This window comes from Mycobacterium attenuatum, assembly GCF_900566085.1.
Lineage (GTDB): Bacteria > Actinomycetota > Actinomycetes > Mycobacteriales > Mycobacteriaceae > Mycobacterium > Mycobacterium attenuatum.
Genome location: NZ_UPHT01000119.1, coordinates 82635 through 101185 on the forward strand (window position 1 = coordinate 82635; position 18551 = coordinate 101185).

Genomic DNA, 18551 nt, shown 5'->3' on the forward strand with positions numbered 1-18551 from the left:
GCTTTGACCGAGTTGCTCGAGGTTAGCTCACCGACCGCGGGGTGGCCGAGCGCTTGGAAGGTATCCAGCTGCTGAAGGATCACCCCGTGCTGCAGGCTTGCGCAGTGCATGACGTGAGGCCATTGGCCGCCGCCGCGAAACTGGTGCCCCACGTCGAGACCGCAGCAGTCTCGTCGCCCGATGAACACCTAAGCCAGCTATTGGCGCAACCAGCGCGTTCACATCGTCGTGGACGTTCCGGCCGCCGTCGTTGCGCGACGCCGCGCGATCACCACCGCCCGACGATGTGACTATCGAGAGCGCAACCCAGGGCTCAGGCCACGCTCAGGCCTTCGCGTTACCGGCGCGCCACTGATCCCACGGAATATTCCAGTCCCCGAGGCCATCCGTGCCGGACAGCGTGCCTCCCACGGTGTTGACGACTTCGACGATGTCACCGGTCTTGATGTGGTCGTAGAACCACTGGGCATTGCTCGGGCTCACGTTCAGACAACCGTGGCTGGTGTTGGTGTGACCTTGAGCTCCCACCGACCACGGCGCGGAGTGTACGAAGACGCCGCTGTAGGAAATCTGCGTGGCCCAGTCGACGTCGGTGCGATACCCGTTGGGCGAGTTCACCGGAACGCCATAGGTCGACGAGTCCATGATGATGTGTTTGAACCGTGCGCCCACGATGTAGACGCCGTTGGCGGTGGGCGTGCTGTCCTTCCCCATCGACGTCGGCATGGTCTTGACGACCTCACCGTTGACCCGAATCGTCAGTACCTTGGTGCTGTCGTCGGCCGTCGCGATGACCTCATCACCGATGGTGAAGTGCGTCTTGACATTGTCCTCGCCGAACATTCCCTCGCCGAGATTCACGCCATAGGTGTTGACCGCCACGTCGACGACGGTCCCGGGCTTCCAGAAATGCTCTGGGCGCCAACGCACCTCACGGTTGTTCAGCCAGTAAAAGGCGCCGTCGACGGGCGGGTTGGTGGTGACCTTGATGGCCTTCTCTGCAGCGACCCGGTCGGCGATGTTCTCGTCGAAACGAATCGCCACCGGCTCGCCGATCCCCACAACCTCACCGTCACCCGGACTCACATACGGCATTGTGAGATGGGCGGGCGAACTGGTTTGGAATGTCATCTGTCGAGTCGCCGCGCCGGCCAGTCCCAGCGCCTTCGCGCTGAGCGTGTAGCGCCGGTTGTAGCCGAGCTGGTCGGTTGTCGACCAGTGCAGTCCGTCGGCGCTGAGCTGGCCGCTGATGGACTTGCCGTTTTCGTTCACCATGGTGACCGCCGCCAGCACCCCGTCGGCAACGCTGACGGTGACGGGCGCATCCACGGTGACACCGACCGCTCCGTCGGTAACCGAGGCGGTCAGCTTGGGCACCAGCAGGTCAGCGAACGGCGTGCCCTTGTTGACGATGACCTTGGCCGGCGCGGGCGCACTGCCACTGCTGCACGCCACCGCGAGAACAGCAACCGGGGCCATGACCGCAGCCAGCCACGATTGACTTCTGCGCAAAGGCGTCATCAAGTGACCTTCCAGATAGTCTCGCTTACTTCGGTCACCGCTGACCCTGGATTGTTCCCTGTATTGTAGTGCCTGATCGCGGCCCGGACAGAAATTGTCGGCTTTGTCTCTATGGTTCAGTGTCGCATCTCGCCGCGTCGTGATCTGGAGATTTCCCACCGCGCCGCTACGCCTGTTATTGTCGCGTACGCGGTCTTTGGCCGTCCAAGGCGCCGTTAGCTCAGTTGGTAGAGCAGCTGACTCTTAATCAGCGGGTCCGGGGTTCGAAACCCTGACGGCGCACCCCTCAATGGCGCATCGCGTCTCGTGTTGTCGAATCGGCCAGAAACTCCGGATCGGCGTGTCTGGTAAACAACCCGAGCCGAATCCTGCGGCACCGCCGTGCTCGGCGGCGTAGTCACCGCGAAACACCACCGGCACAATGTGATTCGTGTAAGGCGTGCCGACTAAAGGTTGGTGTCAGCTACGCAGCCAGTGAGTGTCACTGCAGCGCTTACCGATTCCTGATGTTACGGATCACCACGATGACCACGACAGACCCGACACCGACCAGTGTCACGGTCACCGCGGGTTTGGTGACGAATTCGACCACCTTGGCCTTGACGTCGTCGGCGAGTCGGCGGGGATTGGCACGTTCGACAAGCGAGTCGACCGTCGCCGCCAGTTGGTTGCGGGCGAGGTCGATCTCCTGCTTGATGGCCTCGGGATCACGGTCCGCCACGTGTCTGTCCTCCAAGTCGATGCACCTGACGAACTACCCTAGATCAGCCGGTGCGAGTCGCTACGCTCCGGTGAACAGAAAGGAACATACGTTGAGCGAGTCCACCCGCCTGGCTCCCGGCGACAAAGCGCCTGCCTTCAGCTTGCCCGACGCCGACGGCAAAAAGGTGTCGCTGGCCGACTACCAGGGACGCCGCGTGGTCGTGTATTTCTATCCGGCCGCCTCGACACCGGGATGCACCAAAGAGGCCTGCGACTTCCGCGACAACCTCCACGATCTCAACGACGCCGGTCTAGACGTCGTCGGAATTTCGCCTGACGCGCCCGCCAAGCTGGCCAAGTTCCGCGACGCCGAGGCGTTGACGTTCCCGCTGCTGTCCGATCCTGACCGCGAGGTTTTGACGGCCTGGGGGGCCTACGGCGAGAAGAAGATGTACGGCAAGACCGTGCAGGGCGTCATCCGGTCCACGTTCGTCGTCGATGAGAAGGGCAAGATCGCCCTTGCCCAGTACAACGTCAAGGCCACCGGACACGTCGCCAAACTGCGCCGCGACTTGGCGGTCTGATCAGGCCAGGTTGGCCAGCAACAGCGCTTCGGCGACCGCGGCGCGCTCCAATACCCCCAGATGCAGGCTCTCGTTGATGCTGTGTGCCTGAGTTGCGGGATCCTCGACGCCAGTGACCAGGATCTTCGCCGCCGGAAACGCCCGCGCGAACTCAGCGATGAATGGAATCGACCCGCCCATGCCCATGTCGACTGGATCAGTGCCCCAGGCCTGCCGGAACGCCGCCCGGGCGGCGTCATAGACGGGGCCGCTGGCCTCGATGGCGTACGGCTGGCCGACCTCGCCCCGGTGAACGCTGACCCGCGCGCCCCACGGCGTGTGCCGCCGCAGATGGGCCTCCAGGGCGTCCAGATGCGCGACGCCGTCACCCCCGGGCGCAACCCGCAGACTGATCTTGGCGCGAGCCCGCGGAATCAACGTATTCGACGCTGCCGCAACCGATGTGGTGTCGATGCCGATCACGGTGATTGCCGGTTTCGCCCAGAGTCGCTGGGGCACCGGGCCGGAACCGATTTCACTCACCCCATCCAGTAGGCCCGCGTCTGCACGCACCCGTCCGGGCGGGTAGTCAGGCACATTCAGTGCCGCGACGTCGGTTTCATGCAGCCCGGCTACCGCCACGTTGCCGTGGTCGTCGTGCAGGCTGGCGAGCAGCCTCACCAGCACGCTCAGCGCGTCGGGAACCACACCGCCCCACAATCCGGAGTGCAGGCCGTGGTCGAGCGTGGCGACCTCGACGACGCAATCGGCCAATCCGCGCAGCGACACCGTCAGCGCGGGAACCTCAGTGCTCCAATTGTCGGAGTCGGCGATGACGATCACATCGGCGGCCAGCGCGTCCCGGTGAGCGGCGAGCAACCGGCCCAGTGATGGAGATCCGGACTCTTCTTCGCCCTCGACGAAAACCGTCACGCCCACCGGAGGCCGGCCACCGTGCGCCCGAAATGCGGCCAAATGCGTTGCGATGCCGGCCTTGTCGTCGGCCGCGCCCCGCCCATACAGTCGCCCGTCACGTTCGGTCGGCGCGAAAGGCGGCGACGCCCACTGGTCGCGGTCGCCTTCCGGCTGCACGTCATGGTGGGCATACAGCAGCACCGTAGGCGCGCCCGGTGGCGGCGCATACCGCGCGATGACCGCGGGCGCTCCGCCTTCGCTGACGATCCGAACCTCGTCAAAACCGGCCTGCGACAACAGGTGTGCTACCGCCTGTGCGCTGCGGTGTACCTGATCGCGCCGAGCCGGGTCCGCCCACACCGATTCGATGCGTACCAGGTCTTCGAGATCACGCTGCACCGCCGGCAACACCGCACGAACCCTGTCAACCAGATCAGTCACGACCACGAGGCTAGCTATGCTGAGCCCGACATGGCGACGCGCGGCCCCGATCCGACGGCGCCGCTCTGGCGGGCGGCGCAGGTGTTTCGGTTGTTGAGCTGCGTTTATGCCCTGGGGTTTCAGATCGCCGTCAACTCCGATCTGCGACGGCCGGCGCTGGGCTGGGTCCTGCTGGCCGTGCTTATCGGCTGGAGCGTGGCCGTCGCGATCGCCTACCTGCGCAGCTTCGGCCGACGGCCTGCCTGGGTGATCGCCGAGATCGCCGTCGTCGTCGTGCTGATGCTGTCCACCAGGGTGGTCGCAACCGGCCAATGGGCCCTGGATAACCAGGCCTGGCCGACGACCTTGTGGGCCAGCAACGCCACCATTTCGGCGGCCCTGCAGTTCGGCCCGGCCGGCGGCATGTTGACCGGCGTGGCGGTGACGGCCGCCAACGAAGCGGTCAAGGGTTACGTAAACGTCAACCTGGGACGCAGCGCGACCATTGTCATCGAGCTGGCGGTCGGGCTCGCCGTGGGCATGGCCGCACGGACCGCCCGGCGCGCCCACGACGAACTGCAACGAGCCGCCGAATTGTCCGCCGCGTTACACGAGCGCGAACGGCTGTCCCGGCAAGTCCACGACGGTGTCATCCAGGTGCTGGCTTTAGTCGCCAAGCGGGGCCACCAAATAGGCGGCGACACAGCTGAATTGGCGGCGCTGGCCAGCGAGCAGGAACGCGCGCTGCGGCGCTGGCTGAGTTCGGCCGACGCCGAGCAGGACGGTGACACCCAGACCGTCGACCTCGGCGCGCTGTTGCGGCGCCGGGCGTCCGATCAGGTGTCCCTGAGCCTGCCGGGCGCACCGGTACCGCTGGGACGTGGGGTGGCCGCCGAACTGGACGCGGCGGTGGGCAACGCCCTGGACAATGTTCGGTTGCACGCCGGGCCGAACGCCCATGCGTATGTGCTGCTGGAAGATACGGGCGACGCGGTGGCGGTGACCGTTCGCGACGACGGTGTCGGCATTGCTGCGGGACGCCTCGACGAAGCCGCCAGCCAGGGTCGGTTTGGGGTCACGAAGTCGATCGTGGGCCGGTTGGCCGCGCTGGGCGGCACCGCGCAACTCAGCACGAACACGGGCGAGGGCACCGAGTGGGAACTGAGGGTGCCGCGCCGGGAAGGACGTCATGAGTGAACAGCAGTCCCCGACCGTGATGGTCGTCGACGACCATCCGATCTGGCGCGACGCCGTCGCGCGCGACCTTGCCGATGACGGGTTCAACGTCGTTGCCACCGCCGACGGAGTGGCAGCCGCACGGCGACGGGCCGCGGTTGTCAAGCCCGACGTGGTGCTCATGGACATGCGGTTGGCCGATGGCGATGGTGTGCAGGCGACGACGGAGGTACTCGAGGTCTCCCCCGAGACCCGGGTGCTGGTCCTGTCGGCGTCGGATGAACGCGAGGACGTCTTGGAGGCGGTCAAAGCCGGGGCGACGGGATACCTGGTCAAGAGCGCCTCGAAGGCGGAACTCAGTGACGCCGTGCGAGCCACCGCGGCCGGGCGCGCCGTATTCACTGCGAGCCTGGCCGGACTCGTGCTGGGCGAATATCGGCGCATCGCCACGAGCACCGACTCGGGACCGGCTCGCCCCAGCCTCACCGAACGGGAGACCGAGATATTGCGCTACGTCGCAAAAGGTTTGTCCGCCAAGCAGATTGCCCAAAAGCTCTCGCTGAGTCACCGCACCGTCGAAAATCACGTGCAGGCGACATTTCGCAAGTTGCAGGTCGCCAACCGGGTGGAGTTGACCCGCTACGCCATCGAGCACGGCCTCGACGAGTAGCCCAGATTCGGGTAATCCGACTCAGCTGTTCCGCTCTTGTTCCGCCGCGCGGCGTGCTGCGATCGAGAAGTCATTCCGTCACCGCGTCAGCCGCATGCCCGAATTCAGTCCCTGGTGAGTCTCATGGGGTATGTGACCGAAGTCTCAAGCAACGGCGTACTGCCCCACACATGAGTGCCCATTTCGAACACGCGGAGGGTGATGATCTACGCCGTCAATTCACCGGCTTCCGCTTCGCCAGTATCCGTTTGCGCATTAATTCCTCCTATGGTGTCCCGCCGCCGGGGTTGCGACCGGAGCTGCCCACAGCAATGCCGAATGAGGTGCCGACCGACGTGTACTATGTTTTCGATGGACAGCTGTCGTGGGACAGCAACCCACCCCGGAAGAATACGCTTGGTGTCCGATAGGTAAACGAATGATAACCTTGCGAAGCCATCTGCAGGAAGTTGCCGAAAACATCGTTGACATGGAGCATCTCTACGCTGCGCAGGGATTCAGAACATCTGGAGCATCGAGGCATTGGCGGTGACGGCCCGGATTCCGTAGTCGTTATACAACTTCACGCCCTTTCCCATTCACTACTCCCATTCACTACGTCTGGAATATGCACGGACGTCCAAGTCCCGGCAAATGCTCTCAGGATTTTCCTTTGGAACTCGGATCGGCAGTCAGCGAACCCGACAGTGGGTAGTGACGAAGTCAGTTGCCGAGCGCGACATACTCGTCCACCTCGGCGCTATCTGTGAGCTTGCCCACAGCATCCTCAGTTCGCACCAAGACAAAATAGAATTGTGCGTCAACAGTTGAGACGCGGACTACCGAGGACTCTGACCAGGCCTCCTACGCGGCTGCGAAATCCGGGAACACAAGAAAATAGCTACGCCGACCCGCCATTGTCGCCGGAGACGGCTCGACCGCCAGTTGTCGAGCTGGGACTAGACAGTTGCATACAGAAGGAGCCGCATGCTGAAGCGATATGGCCTGGTCGCGACGGTGCTCATGATGGCTATCGGCGCAGGAGCGCGCTGGCGTAGGTTCCTACGGCCGATGCCAACCCCTGCCGGCACCTGACCGGTCCCTTTGGCCTGGTCCGATGCCGAGAAGATTCCGGTGATCGGCCTCGCGCCGCGGCTCAAGTCGATCATCACCGATCCGGTCGGACTCATAATTGGCAATCAGAAGGCACACGGCGACTTCTTTACGCTGCGCCTCCCGACGATCTACGACCTCACCATCCTCTTCGGAGCAGAGCACTATCAAAAGATTTTGAGCTTGCCCACCGATCACGCCGGTGTTGGCGAGGTGCTGCATCGAGTACCAACGGTCGGGTTCTGGTTTCCGCGCACCGACAATGGACCTGACACTCTCCAAGCACTCATCGTCACGGGCCGGCGAATCATTGCCACCCTGCTAACCCCGGCCCGTGTCAGCGAGATCCCGGCTCGCGCAGCCGCGATCGCCGAGCGGCATTCCGCACAGTGGACAGACCTCGTCGACCTGACCGAAGTCATCCACCCGATCGTGTACGAAGTCACCTGCCGCTACTTCGTGGGTGATGCGGTGTGGGACAACATCGGCGAACGCCTAACCCATTTCTACCGCCACATCTGCGACGGTATCGATGTCCCACGCAGCGCACTTGCCGTGACGCCGTTTCACTACTTCATGCCCGAACACCGCCACACCCGAAAGCTCTATCGGATGCTGCGGGATTCATGGACCGATTTTCAGCATTGCGACTCACCGCTGATGGCGGCCATTAACGCTGCCCGATTAAACGGCCAGGAACTTACCCACGCCGACAAAATGTGGATGTTCATGTATGTATTGTGGAACGCCACCGCCTACCCCGGTGCCTACACTTACTGGACTTTGGTCGACGTACTCACCCACCCCGGCGTATACACGCACGTGCAGGCAACCTACGACCAATCCGAACGGCTCGAATATCTGCAGCGTTGCCTGGCCGAATCGGTCCGCATGTACCCCGTCGCGTCGTTAGTGCGATATCTGTATAAACCGTACGAGTTCAAACATCGGGGTACGACCTACCACATCCCAGCCGGCAATGGTGTCGCCGTGGTACCTGGCGCGCTTAACCGCGACCTCACGCAAATTCCTGACAACCCTGACTGCTATGACCCCGACCGATACTTGCGCACACCGGCGCCAAGCCTTTCCTCATTCGGGCGTGGACCATTCGGGTGCGTCGCGGAGCGATTCAGCAAAATAGTCACCGCGTCGATAATCGACCAGCTGCTAAGTCAATACAGCATGGATATCGTTGCCGACATCCCGACCCGGCGTCAGCGTGTACACCAAACCTACCCCGGCAGTCCATTGCCAGTCGCACTTACACCGGCACCAGCTATACACAAATCGTTCGCTCATAGTTGAGGGCGCTCCCTATTGAGCGCGCACTCTAGGGTGACTCGAGAATGGCCACCGCAGCGGCGGTATCCCCTTCGTGGGTCAACGACACATGGATGGTCACATCGGCTAGGTGCTTGGCGATTTCGCCGGTTAGCCGCACCCGCGGCCGGCCCCACATATCGGTGACCACCTCGATGTCGCGGTGGATGTCCTCGGGAAGCATGGGCCGCTGCGCGAACCGCGAGCCGGACCAGGCCTTGATCACTGCTTCCTTGGCGGCCCACCGGGCCGCCAGGTGCCGGGCCGCCGACGAACTCTTGTCCGAGGCGTCACGGCGCTCACCGGGCGTAAAGGTCGTCGCGAACACCGTTCCGGGTTGGTCGACCTGCTCGGCGAAATCAGGAATCGAGACCAGGTCGATCCCCACACCGACGATGCCCATGGGTCGCCACGTTAACGGATGATCGAAGTCATCCGATAAATGCCTCGCCGTCGCCCAGCCTGGCGGCCGGATTCAGCAACATCGCGGCCTCCTGCGGCTTCTCCGGCTGATGGTGGTCGAAACGGCGGTCCGCGGGCCGCTCGTACATCGGCGTACCGCCGGCAATTGCCGCGGCCAGACGGCGCCGCCCGGCCAACAACCGCGCGTCGGCCCTGCGCTGGTAGTCCGCACGTTGCGCGGCATCCAGCGACGCGATGAAGGCCTGCGGGTGCACGAGTGCGATCAGGCCCGACACGTGACCGAACCCGAGACTGGTCACCAGCCCGGCCTTGAGCGGGAACTTCCCGCCCAGCCGCAAGGTCTCGCGGACCCACACGAAGTGCGCGGAGCTCGCCAGTTCGTCGTCGACGCAATCCAGACTGCGGTTGGGCGGAATGACGCCGTCGCGCAGGATCTGGCACAGCCCAATCATCTGGAAGACCGCGGCGCCGCCTTTGGCATGGCCGGTGAGGCTCTTCTGCGACACCACGAACTGCGGGGCGCCTTCGGAGCGGCCCAGCGCGTCGGCGAGCCGCTCGTGCAGTTCGGTCTCGTTGGGGTCGTTGGCCAGCGTCGAGGTGTCGTGCTTGGAGATCACCGCGATGTCGTCAGCACCCACGCCGAGCTTGGCCAGCGACCGCGCCAGGACCGAATCCCGGCCACCGCGGCCGGCTCCCAGCGCCCCGATACCAGGGGCCGGGATCGAGGTGTGCACACCGTCTGCGAAGGATTGCGCGTAGGCCACCACGGCCAACACCGGTAAGCCCATCTTCAGGGCCAGGTCGCCGCGGGCCAGCAGGATGGTGCCGCCACCTTGAGCTTCCACGAATCCGAGCCGCCGCCGGTCGTTGGGCCGGGAGAACTTCGAGTCGTGGATACCCCGGCCGCGCATCATCGAGGTGTCCGCCGTGGCCGCCATGTCACCGAAGCCGATGATGGCCTCCAGTGTCAGGTCGTCGAACCCGCCGGCCACCACCAGCTCGGCCTTGCCCAGCCGGATCTTGTCGACGCCCTCTTCCACCGACACTGCGGCGGTCGCGCAGGCGCCGACCGGGTGGATCATCGCACCGTAACTGCCGACATAGGACTGAACCACGTGCGCGGCAACGACATTGGGCAGCACTTCCTGCAGGATGTCGTTCGGCTTGTTCCGGCCCAGCAGGTTTCCGTGGTACATGGTCTGCATCGAGGTCATTCCGCCCATGCCGGTGCCCTGGGTGTTGGCCACCAGGCTGGGGTGTACCCAGCGCATCAGGTCGGCCGGCGTGAAGCCGGCGGACAGGAACGCATCGACGGTCGCGATGATGTTCCACAGCGCCACCCGGTCGATCGTGGCGGCCATGTCCTGGCTGATTCCCCACACCGTGGGGTCGAACCCGGTAGGGATCTGCGCCCCGACGGTCCGCGACAGCTTCGTCTTGCGCGGTACCCGGATTTCGGTGCCGGCCTTGCGGATAACGTGCCAGTCGGTGGAATTGGGCACCGGCCGGATGACGGTGTGCTCGGGGTCGAACTGGACAAACGCCCGGGCCTCGGCCTCGGTGGACACCACGAAACCAAAGTCCTTGTCCAGGAACACCGACACCAGCAGCGGCGACGCGTGATCGGGATCTATTGCGCCGTCATCGACGAACTCGCGGATGCCGACGCGTTCCACCACGGCGTCGTGGTAGCGCTCGACAAGCTCGGCCTCGTCAATCAGCTCACCCGATTCGCTGTCGTACCAACCTGGTTGCGGGTCGTCTTCCCAGCGGATCATTCCGGTGGTCCAGGCCAGTTCGAGCACACCGGCCGCCGACAGTTCGTTGTCGACCTCCATCTCGAAGCGGGTGCGCGACGACCCGTAGGGGCCCAGTTCGGCGCCACCGACGATCACCACCAGTTCGGCGGGGTCGACGTCCAGATCGGCCCACTCCGGCGGCGGTGCCGGAGCGTGTGCGCGTGGCGGTGACGGCAACGCGGCGATAATGCCCTGCGCTGCCTCTTCTTCGGCGCCGGACGCGTCCGCGGACATCTGCTCGCGCGCCTTGGCGGCCAATTCAGCCATGTCGAGATCCGCTTCGGCCAGGCCGCCGGTTAGGTCCGCCTTGATCGGCGAACTGGCCGCGGCGACTTTGGATTCCACGTCGCACAGGCCCAGCAGCAGCGCCGCCATCTCGTCGGTCGAGTAGGTGGTGACACCAGCCTCCTCGACGGCGCTGACGATGGCGTCGTTGTGGCCCATCAGCCCGGTGCCGCGAGTCCACCCGATCAGGGCATGCGCCAGGCTGACGCGGGTCGCCCAGGACGATTCGGCATGCCAGCGGCTCACCACCGCGTCCAGCGCCGACTTGGCTTCACCGTAGGCGCCGTCGCCGCCGAACATCCCCCGGTTGGGCGAGCCGGGCAGCACGACGTGCAACCGTGACGCGATGTCGCGCTCGGCGCCGATGGTCGACAAGCCGCCGATCAGCCGCTGCACGGCCCACAGCAGCACCTTCATTTCCATCTCGGCACGCGAGCCGGCCTCCGACAGATCACCGACGACGCGGGGCGCCGCGAACGGGAACAGCAGTGTCGGGGTCTGCGCGTCCTTGATGTGAATCGACTGTGGCCCAAGACTTTCCGTCTGCTCGGTGCCAACCCACTCGACCAGCGCGTCGATATCGGAGTAGGACGCCATGTTGGCCGCGACCACCCACAACACCGCGCCGTAGCGGGCGTAGTCACGATACAGCTTGCGGTAGAACGCCAGTCGTTGGTCGTCGAGCTTCGAGGTGGTGGTGATGACGGTGGCGCCGCCGTCGAGCAGTCGTGCCACCACTGAAGCCGCGATCGAGCCCTTCGAGGCGCCGGTCACCACAGCCACTTCGTCGCTGTAAGGGCCGGGGTCCGGGTTTTCGGCGCCGGCGGCGATCCGGCCGTACAGCGACGCGTGGATCTGCCGGCCCGCGGCCAGCGACTTGCCCTGCCACCACGTGGCCTGCGTCGCCACGACATGGCCGGCGCCCTCGAAACGTTCCGACAGCCGCGCCCAGTCGGTGTCGATGTCGCCCTCGTCGGTCAGCCACAACTTGACCAGGTCTTCGCGGGCGCTGGCCCAACGGTCGTCGAAAACAACCGCCTTCTTGCCGTCGAACACCGGAGCCACCAAACGCGGCCAGTCGGCGCCCAGTTCGGCGGTGACCAAGTCAATCAGCTCGGCGTCGGTCGCCGCCGCGGGCGCGGTCACCGGATCATCGAGTCCCAGCTGGCCCAGCACCAGGCGAGCCGCCGAGGCAAGCACCCCGTCGGGACCGGTGATCTGATCAGTGAATTCGCCCAGTGCGGCCGCGTCGACGGTGGCGCCCCCACCACCGCCCGCCGACGGCAGCGCCACGGCCACGCCCCGGCGCGCGGCAACAAACGCGACTGCGGCGTCGATCACCTTGTCGACGGACGCGGCGTCTGCCAGCGCGCCCTCGTGCAGGTTGCCCAGCGCGCCGCCGCGGACGCTGGTGCCCTCACGGGTCCCCAGAGCGACTTCGACGGTGACGTGTTTAGCCCAGCCGTCACCCAGCTCCCAGGTCTTCTTCACGCGCTCAGCGATCACGCCCGGCCGCTTACCCGAGGGCCCGAGCACCGTTCGCAGCTGATCGTTGATCGCGTCGGAAAGCACTGGCCCGTAAGGCTTGTAGGTACGTGCCAGCTTGGTGACCTGCGACCGCAGCCCGGACAGGTCGGCCTCGGCGGCCCCGTCGATGGCGCCGAGGTTCAGCTCGGAACCCAGGTCCACCAGCAGCTGGTTGCGTCGCGACGATGCCCCGTCGGTGATGGATTCGATCGAGTCGAGTTCTTCGATCTGGTCGATGCGCATCTTGGCCGATAACGCGATCAGTGCCAGGGTGGCATCGGCGGCGTCGAAGGCGATGTCGTCCGGCCGCGCAGCACCCGAGGGCGCTGTGGGTGCGGGAGACGGTGCGGCAGAGGCAGTTTCGGCTGGTTCAACCGACTCTGCCGCTTCGCCCATGGGCTCGTCGGCCTCGGGCTCCGGCTCGGGGTCGGTGTCGGTGGCGAACAGCACCGCGGCGTCGCGCTCAGCATTGAGCACTTCCACTGTGCTGTGCGCGTATTCGGGCAGCTTGAGGGTGTTGGTAGCAAGGCCGGCCACCGTAGGCGAAGTCTTCACACCGATCTCGACGAACCGTTCCACACCCAGGCCACCAGCGGCCTCCTCGATGAACAGCAGATCCTGCGTTTCGATCCAGCGCACCGGGCTGGCGAATTGCCAAGCCAATAGCTCGATCAACACGATGCGGGCCAGCTCGCGCGGCCGCTCGCGACGCCAGGTGTCGTAGTCGGCGAGGATTTCATCGAGCGGTTCGGCGGGCACCAGGTCCCGGATCTCCTGGATGAAGTCACGATCCAGGGTGAACAGCCGCGGCACCAGGTTGGGAATGTAGCGCCCGATGATCACATCCGGGTCTTTGTCGCGCGGCATCACGCGCTCCAGCGACCGCCGGAAGTCGGCCACCCCGACCCGCAGCACCCGAGAGTGGAACGGCACGTCGATACCGGGAACCAGAATGAACGACCGCCGGCCACCGGTGATTTCACGGCGGCGCTCCACCTCGGCTTCCAGCGCCTCCAGGCCGCGCACGGTGCCGGCAATCGCGTACTGCGAACCACGTAGGTTGAAGTTGACGATCTCCAGGAACTCACCCGTGCGCTCGGCGATCCCCGCAACGAAGGCCGGGACATCGGCGTCGTCGAGATCGATCTGCGACGGACGGATCGCCGCCAACCGGTAATTGGAGCGGCCCAGTTCGTCACGCGGCACGATGTCGTGCATCTTGGAACCACGGTGAAACACCATCTCCAGCAGGGCTTCCAGCTCGTAGACGCCGGTGACGCAGGCCAGCGCCGTGTACTCGCCGACCGAGTGGCCGCAGGCGATCGCGCCCTCGACGAAGGCGCCCTGCTCGCGCATCTCGGCCACCTGCGCGGCCGCGACGGTGGCCATGGCGACCTGGGTGAACTGCGTCAGGTACAGCACGCCGTCGGGGTGGTGGTAGTGCACTCCGCTGGCGATGATGCTCGTCGGGTTGTCCCGGACGACGTGCAGCACCGAGAAGCCCAACGTGTCGCGGGTGAACCTGTCGGCGGTGTCCCACACCTTGCGGGCCGCCTTGGATCGCGCCCGCACTTCCATGCCCATGCCCTTGTGCTGAATACCTTGGCCGGGGAACGCGTACACCGTATTGGGCGCGGCCAGTCGCACGGTCGCCGACATCACCAGGTCGGAGCCGATCCGCGCGGCTACCTCCAAAATCTCTGCGCCCCGGTCGATTCCGACGCGTTCGACACGAAAGTCGACTTCGTCGCCCGGACGCACCATGCCCAGGAAACGCGCGGTCCAGCCGATCAGCCGGGCTGGCGGACGGGCCTGTCCGTCGGTGGCGGTCACTACGTGCTGGGCTGCGGCCGACAGCCACATGCCGTGCACGATAGGCGATTCCAAGCCGGCGAGCAGCGCTGCCGCCCGGTCGGTGTGGATGGGGTTGTGATCGCCGGATACCACCGCGAACGGGCGCATGTCGACCGGCGCGGTCAGGGTGACGTCACGGCGGCGGCGCCGCGGGGTGTCGGTGGCATTCTCCGACACCGCACCACCGGCCCGCACCGGGTCGGCGAGTTCGGCTGCCCCGGTTCGGCCGAGGATGGCGAATCGCTCGTCGAGGACGGCGATCGCTTCGCCGCCGGGCACGGCGACCGTCACCGAAACCGGCACCACCCGGCCCACCTCGGTGTCAACGGCTTCGAAAGCCGTTGCAGTAACGGTCAATTGGGCGCGAGTCGGGGGCAAAGTGCCGACCATGCGGACGGCATGATCCAAGTGGACCAGGTTGAGCAGACCTTCTACCACGGGCACACCGGTGGCAGTAACCGCCGATCCGATCGCCGCGAAAACGGCCGGCCAGCACCGGCCGACCAGGGCATCGGGCACCGTGGTAAGGCTGGGCGCCAGCGGCTCGCCGAAGGTGGCGGTGACCCCGGTGTGGTCGGCAACCTTCTCCGGGTCCCAGTCGACGGTGACCGACGTGGTCCCGTCATGGACCGCGGGCATGGCCTGCGGCCCGTCAGCACCGGCTGCGATCGCCAACACCGAGTGCATCGCCGTGGCCGCGTCCTCGGTGCAGACCACCGGGATACCGCCGTCGACGGTGTTGGTCGGCAGGGTGAAGCGGATGTCGATCCAGGTACCCGAAACCGGCACGCTCAACACCACGTTTTGTCCGTCGATCTGGAGCCTGGCTCCGGTGGAAGAGTGTGTGGCACGGGGATTTTCGGGTCCGTCGTGTACCTGCCAATCGCTGGGGTCGGCGATCCGGTGCACCGGATTGATCGCGGTGCGGCCGGCCCACAGCACGTCGGGCGCGTCCAGCACGACGGCCAGCGGTCCGGTGACGTCGGGACGGCCCAACCGGCGCGACGTGACGTCCTTGACTTCGCCGTCGGCCGACAGCACCTCGTCGATGGCGGCCTGCTCGAAGCGGTCCAGCAACTCGCCCACCGGCTCGTCCAGGCGGGTGATGCCGGCCACCGCCGCCGGACCGGGGATGATACACACCTGGTCGGCGTCGTAACGTGCGTCATGGGCTTGCCACAGCGAGTCACTGCGCCACCAGCGTCGGACGTCCTTGTCGATCACCGGCACGAAGTTCACCGGCTTGCCCGGAGTCTTGCACAGGGTGACGAAGAAGGGAACGTCGGCCGGGTGCAGCTGGACGGTTTCGGCGTCCGGATAGCGAACAAGCAGCGCGGCGATGGCCTCGGCGGGCGTCTCCAGCAGCGCCGGGTCGGTGAAGACCGTTTCGATAGGGCCGAAATCCTTTGGATGCAAGCGGGCTTCGGCGCGCTGGAGCATCTGCTCGAAGCGGTCGCGCCAGGTGTCGGCCAGCCACGGGCTGTCCGGCCCCAAGACCCCAGCGGTGTCGGCGGTCGAATTGCCTTCGCCGATGGTCAGTTCCACGTAACGCCGCAACCACTGCAGGTAGGTCATCTCCGCGACGTCGCCGAAGTACGGCTTGGCGGTCTTGGCCATGGCCGCGATGATCTCGTCGCGGCGGTCGGCGACCGCCTCGGCGTCGCCGGCGACCTCGTCGAGCAGCTGGCCGCAACGCGACGCGGAGTTGTCGATCTCATGGATGTCGGCGCCGAGCTGGCTGCGGCTGGAAGCCATGCCGCCCCGGGCTTTTCCGGCACTGATCCACTCGCCGGTGCCCTGGGTCTCCACCAGCATCCGCTTGACCGAGGGTGACGTCGTGGACTCTAGGGTCGCCATCGCCGCGGTGCCGACCAGGATGCCGTCGATCGGCATCAATGGGAAGCCGTAAGACTGCGCCCAGCGTCCGGACAGGTATTCGGCCGCACGCTCTGGTGTGCCGATGCCGCCGCCGACGCAGACGGTGATGTTGGCCCGCGAGCGCAGCTCGGAATAGGTCGCCAGCAGCAGGTCGTCGAGATCTTCCCAGGAGTGGTGACCGCCGGCGCGACCACCCTCGACGTGCATGATCACCGGCTTGGTCGATACCTCGGTGGCGATGCGGATCACCGAGCGGATCTGCTCGATGGTTCCGGGCTTGAATACGACATGGCTGATCCCGATGTCGTTGAGTTCATGGATCAGCTCGACGGCTTCTTCGAGATCCGGGATGCCCGCACTGATCACCACACCGTCGATCGCCGCGCCGGACTGGCGCGCCTTTTGCACCAGCCGCTTGCCGCCGACCTGAAGCTTCCACAGGTACGGGTCGAGGAAGAGCGCATTGAACTGATAGGTCCGGCCTGGCTCCAGCAGATCGGACATCTCCTGGACGCGGTTGTGGAAGACCTCCTCGGTGACCTGTCCGCCCCCGGCCAGCTCGGCCCAGTGCCCGGCGTTGGCAGCCGCTGCGACGATCTTGGCGTCGACGGTGGTCGGCGTCATGCCTGCCAGCAGGATCGGTGACCGTCCGGTAAGTCGGGTGAATTTCGTCGAGAGCTTGACCCGGCCGTCGGGCAGGCGAACCACGGTCGGGGCGTAGCTCGACCAGGCCCGGGCCACCTCGGGAGTGGCGCCGACGGTGAAGAGGTTGCGTTGCCCACCACGGGACGCGGCGGGCACAATGCCGATACCCAGGCCACGAATCACGGGCGCGGTCAGCCGGGTCAAGATGTCCCCGGGCCCCAGGTCGAGAATCCAGCGCGCACCGGCCTCGTGGACGCGGGTGATCTCGTCCACCCAGTCGACCTTGCGGACGAGGATGGATTCGGCGAGTTCCCGGGCCAACGCGATGTCGAGGCCGACCTTCTCGGCCCAGCTGCCGACGATGTCGATGCCGTCGCCCAGCCGCGGGGTGTGGAAGCCCACCTCCACCCGTACCGGCTCGAAGACCGGCGCGAAGACGTCGCCGCCACGGACCTTGTTCTTGCGGTCGGCCTCCTCCTTCTCCGAGATCTGACGGCAATACAGTTCGAAGCGCGAGAGCTGCTCGGGGGTGCCGGTAATGACGACCGAGCGCCGGCCGTTGCGGATGGACAGTACCGGCGGTAGCACCGTGCGCACATCCTGGGCAAAGTCCTCGAGCAATCGCTGGATCCGCTCCGGATCAGCGTTGGTGACCGACACCATCGGTGGACGATCGCCCAGCACCGAGATCCCGCGCCGGCGCGCCACCAGCGTTCCGGCTGCCCCGATCAGCTGCGCCAACGCCAGCAGCTCCACATCACGGGCTCCGCCGGCTTTGAGCGCCTCTACCGCCAGCACGCCCTGCGAGTGCCCGGCCAGGGCGACCGGAGGGGTGGCCATGAGGTCCATCCCCTGGCGTGCCAGGGCGCGGATGGCCGCGATCTGGGTGAGCAGCACGCCGGGCACCGACACCGCAGCCGACGTCAGATGCTTATCCAGCGGGACGGTGTCTTCAGCGGCCAGCGCACGGACCCACTGCAGCGGCTCGAAGCCGATCGGGCGCACCACAACCAGTTCCTTGGCGACCGGCTCGAGCAGCAGCTCGACCTCGCCGGCCAGCGCCGCCAGCTCCGATTCGATTCCGGCCGCCGAAACCAATTCCTCGAGCGTCTCCAGCCAGGCGCTGCCCTGGCCACCGAACGCGACCGCGAACGGCTCACCGGCGGTCAGGCGATCGACCAGAGCATGCGTGCGATGCGGACCCGTCCCGTCGTGGTCAGCTGACACCCGGTCGTGCTCGTGGATCGTCACCGTCTTTATCTCCTGTATGCGTCTGTACGTGTCGGTTCGTTCGGCCGGCCCGGACCGCCCCTGCAGGGGCCTCGTGAACTCCGGCCGATTCCGCATCGAATCGCAGCCGGAAAACGTCTGACCGGTGCGTTGTCGGCGGGCTGGCCCATGGACCGGGCGGCGCGACGGACTGCATCGGCTCTATAAGAGTGTCATAAGGATCAGTCCACTTTTTTGACGCTGATCGGTTACTGGCGAGTTCTACGCGCGGGTAACCACGCCATCGGTAACACCTGCTTCCACTGGCGGCGCAGGCGTGCGGACCAAACGTCCTGCGTGCAGGTGGTTACGGTCGAGTAGCTCTAACTGCGCTGATCAAGGCAGTATTGTTACCAAATCGTTATGTTGAAATTCGGTGCTGCGCCCGGCCCGTGATGTCGCGTCGGCCGTGGCGCGGGCCAATCGCCAGTTTTTGCGCGGCCTCCGCTTAAGCGAACGAGTGTTTGCTGGAGCGTGTCGCCCGGGGCC

The 18551-nt window shown here is 65.8% G+C and carries 9 protein-coding genes and 1 tRNA gene; 5 read left to right on the forward strand and 5 right to left on the reverse strand.

The window, feature by feature from the left end; all coding sequences use genetic code 11:
• Window positions 1-324: 324 nt before the first annotated feature.
• Window positions 325-1521 (reverse strand): L,D-transpeptidase, encoded by a 1197-nt coding sequence (locus EET13_RS19495; protein WP_122443820.1) that lies wholly within the window; start codon window positions 1519-1521, stop codon window positions 325-327.
• Window positions 1522-1730: 209 nt separating this feature from the next.
• Between EET13_RS19495 and EET13_RS19500 the strand changes: the two genes are divergently transcribed.
• Window positions 1731-1803: transfer RNA gene (locus EET13_RS19500), tRNA-Lys, on the forward strand.
• Between the two features lie 211 nt (window positions 1804-2014).
• Here EET13_RS19500 and EET13_RS19505 read toward each other — a convergent pair.
• The gene (locus EET13_RS19505; protein WP_122443821.1) at window positions 2015-2242 is read right to left on the reverse strand and encodes a DUF3618 domain-containing protein; all 228 of its coding nucleotides are present in this window, start codon (window positions 2240-2242) and stop codon (window positions 2015-2017) included.
• 91 nt (window positions 2243-2333) lie between these two features.
• On the opposite strand from EET13_RS19505, the gene bcp reads away from it, so the two are divergent.
• A complete protein-coding gene (gene bcp, locus EET13_RS19510) occupies window positions 2334-2807 on the forward strand; it encodes a thioredoxin-dependent thiol peroxidase (protein WP_122443853.1) in 474 nt (157 codons plus the stop codon).
• On the opposite strand, the gene EET13_RS19515 is transcribed toward bcp, so the two are convergent.
• Window positions 2808-4193 (reverse strand): dipeptidase, encoded by a 1386-nt coding sequence (locus EET13_RS19515; protein WP_244604006.1) that lies wholly within the window; start codon window positions 4191-4193, stop codon window positions 2808-2810.
• Here EET13_RS19515 and macS point away from each other — a divergent pair.
• From macS to EET13_RS19535, 3 genes are all read left to right on the forward strand, one after another.
• The gene (macS, locus tag EET13_RS19520) at window positions 4173-5318 is read left to right on the forward strand and encodes a MacS family sensor histidine kinase (protein ID WP_122443822.1); all 1146 of its coding nucleotides are present in this window, start codon (window positions 4173-4175) and stop codon (window positions 5316-5318) included. The two genes, EET13_RS19515 and macS, sit on opposite strands and share 21 nt — an antisense overlap.
• Entirely contained in the window at window positions 5311-5967 is a 657-nt protein-coding gene (locus tag EET13_RS19525) for a response regulator (RefSeq protein ID WP_122443823.1), read from the forward strand. The genes macS and EET13_RS19525 overlap by 8 nt, the downstream gene beginning before the upstream one ends.
• 1113 nt (window positions 5968-7080) lie before the next feature.
• On the forward strand, window positions 7081-8367 hold the full coding sequence (locus tag EET13_RS19535; RefSeq protein ID WP_136623204.1) for a cytochrome P450: 1287 nt from the start codon (window positions 7081-7083) through the stop codon (window positions 8365-8367).
• A 25-nt stretch (window positions 8368-8392) separates the two neighbouring features.
• Here EET13_RS19535 and acpS read toward each other — a convergent pair whose 3' ends face one another.
• Window positions 8393-8785, reverse strand: a complete 393-nt coding sequence (gene acpS, locus EET13_RS19540; RefSeq protein WP_023366014.1) for a holo-ACP synthase AcpS — start codon at window positions 8783-8785, stop codon at window positions 8393-8395.
• A gap of 28 nt (window positions 8786-8813) precedes the next feature.
• Window positions 8814-18044 carry a type I polyketide synthase gene (locus tag EET13_RS19545; protein ID WP_122443826.1) on the reverse strand — a complete coding sequence of 3077 codons (9231 nt, stop codon included), beginning with the start codon at window positions 18042-18044 and terminating at the stop codon, window positions 8814-8816.
• Between the last annotated feature and the right edge of the window lie 507 nt (window positions 18045-18551).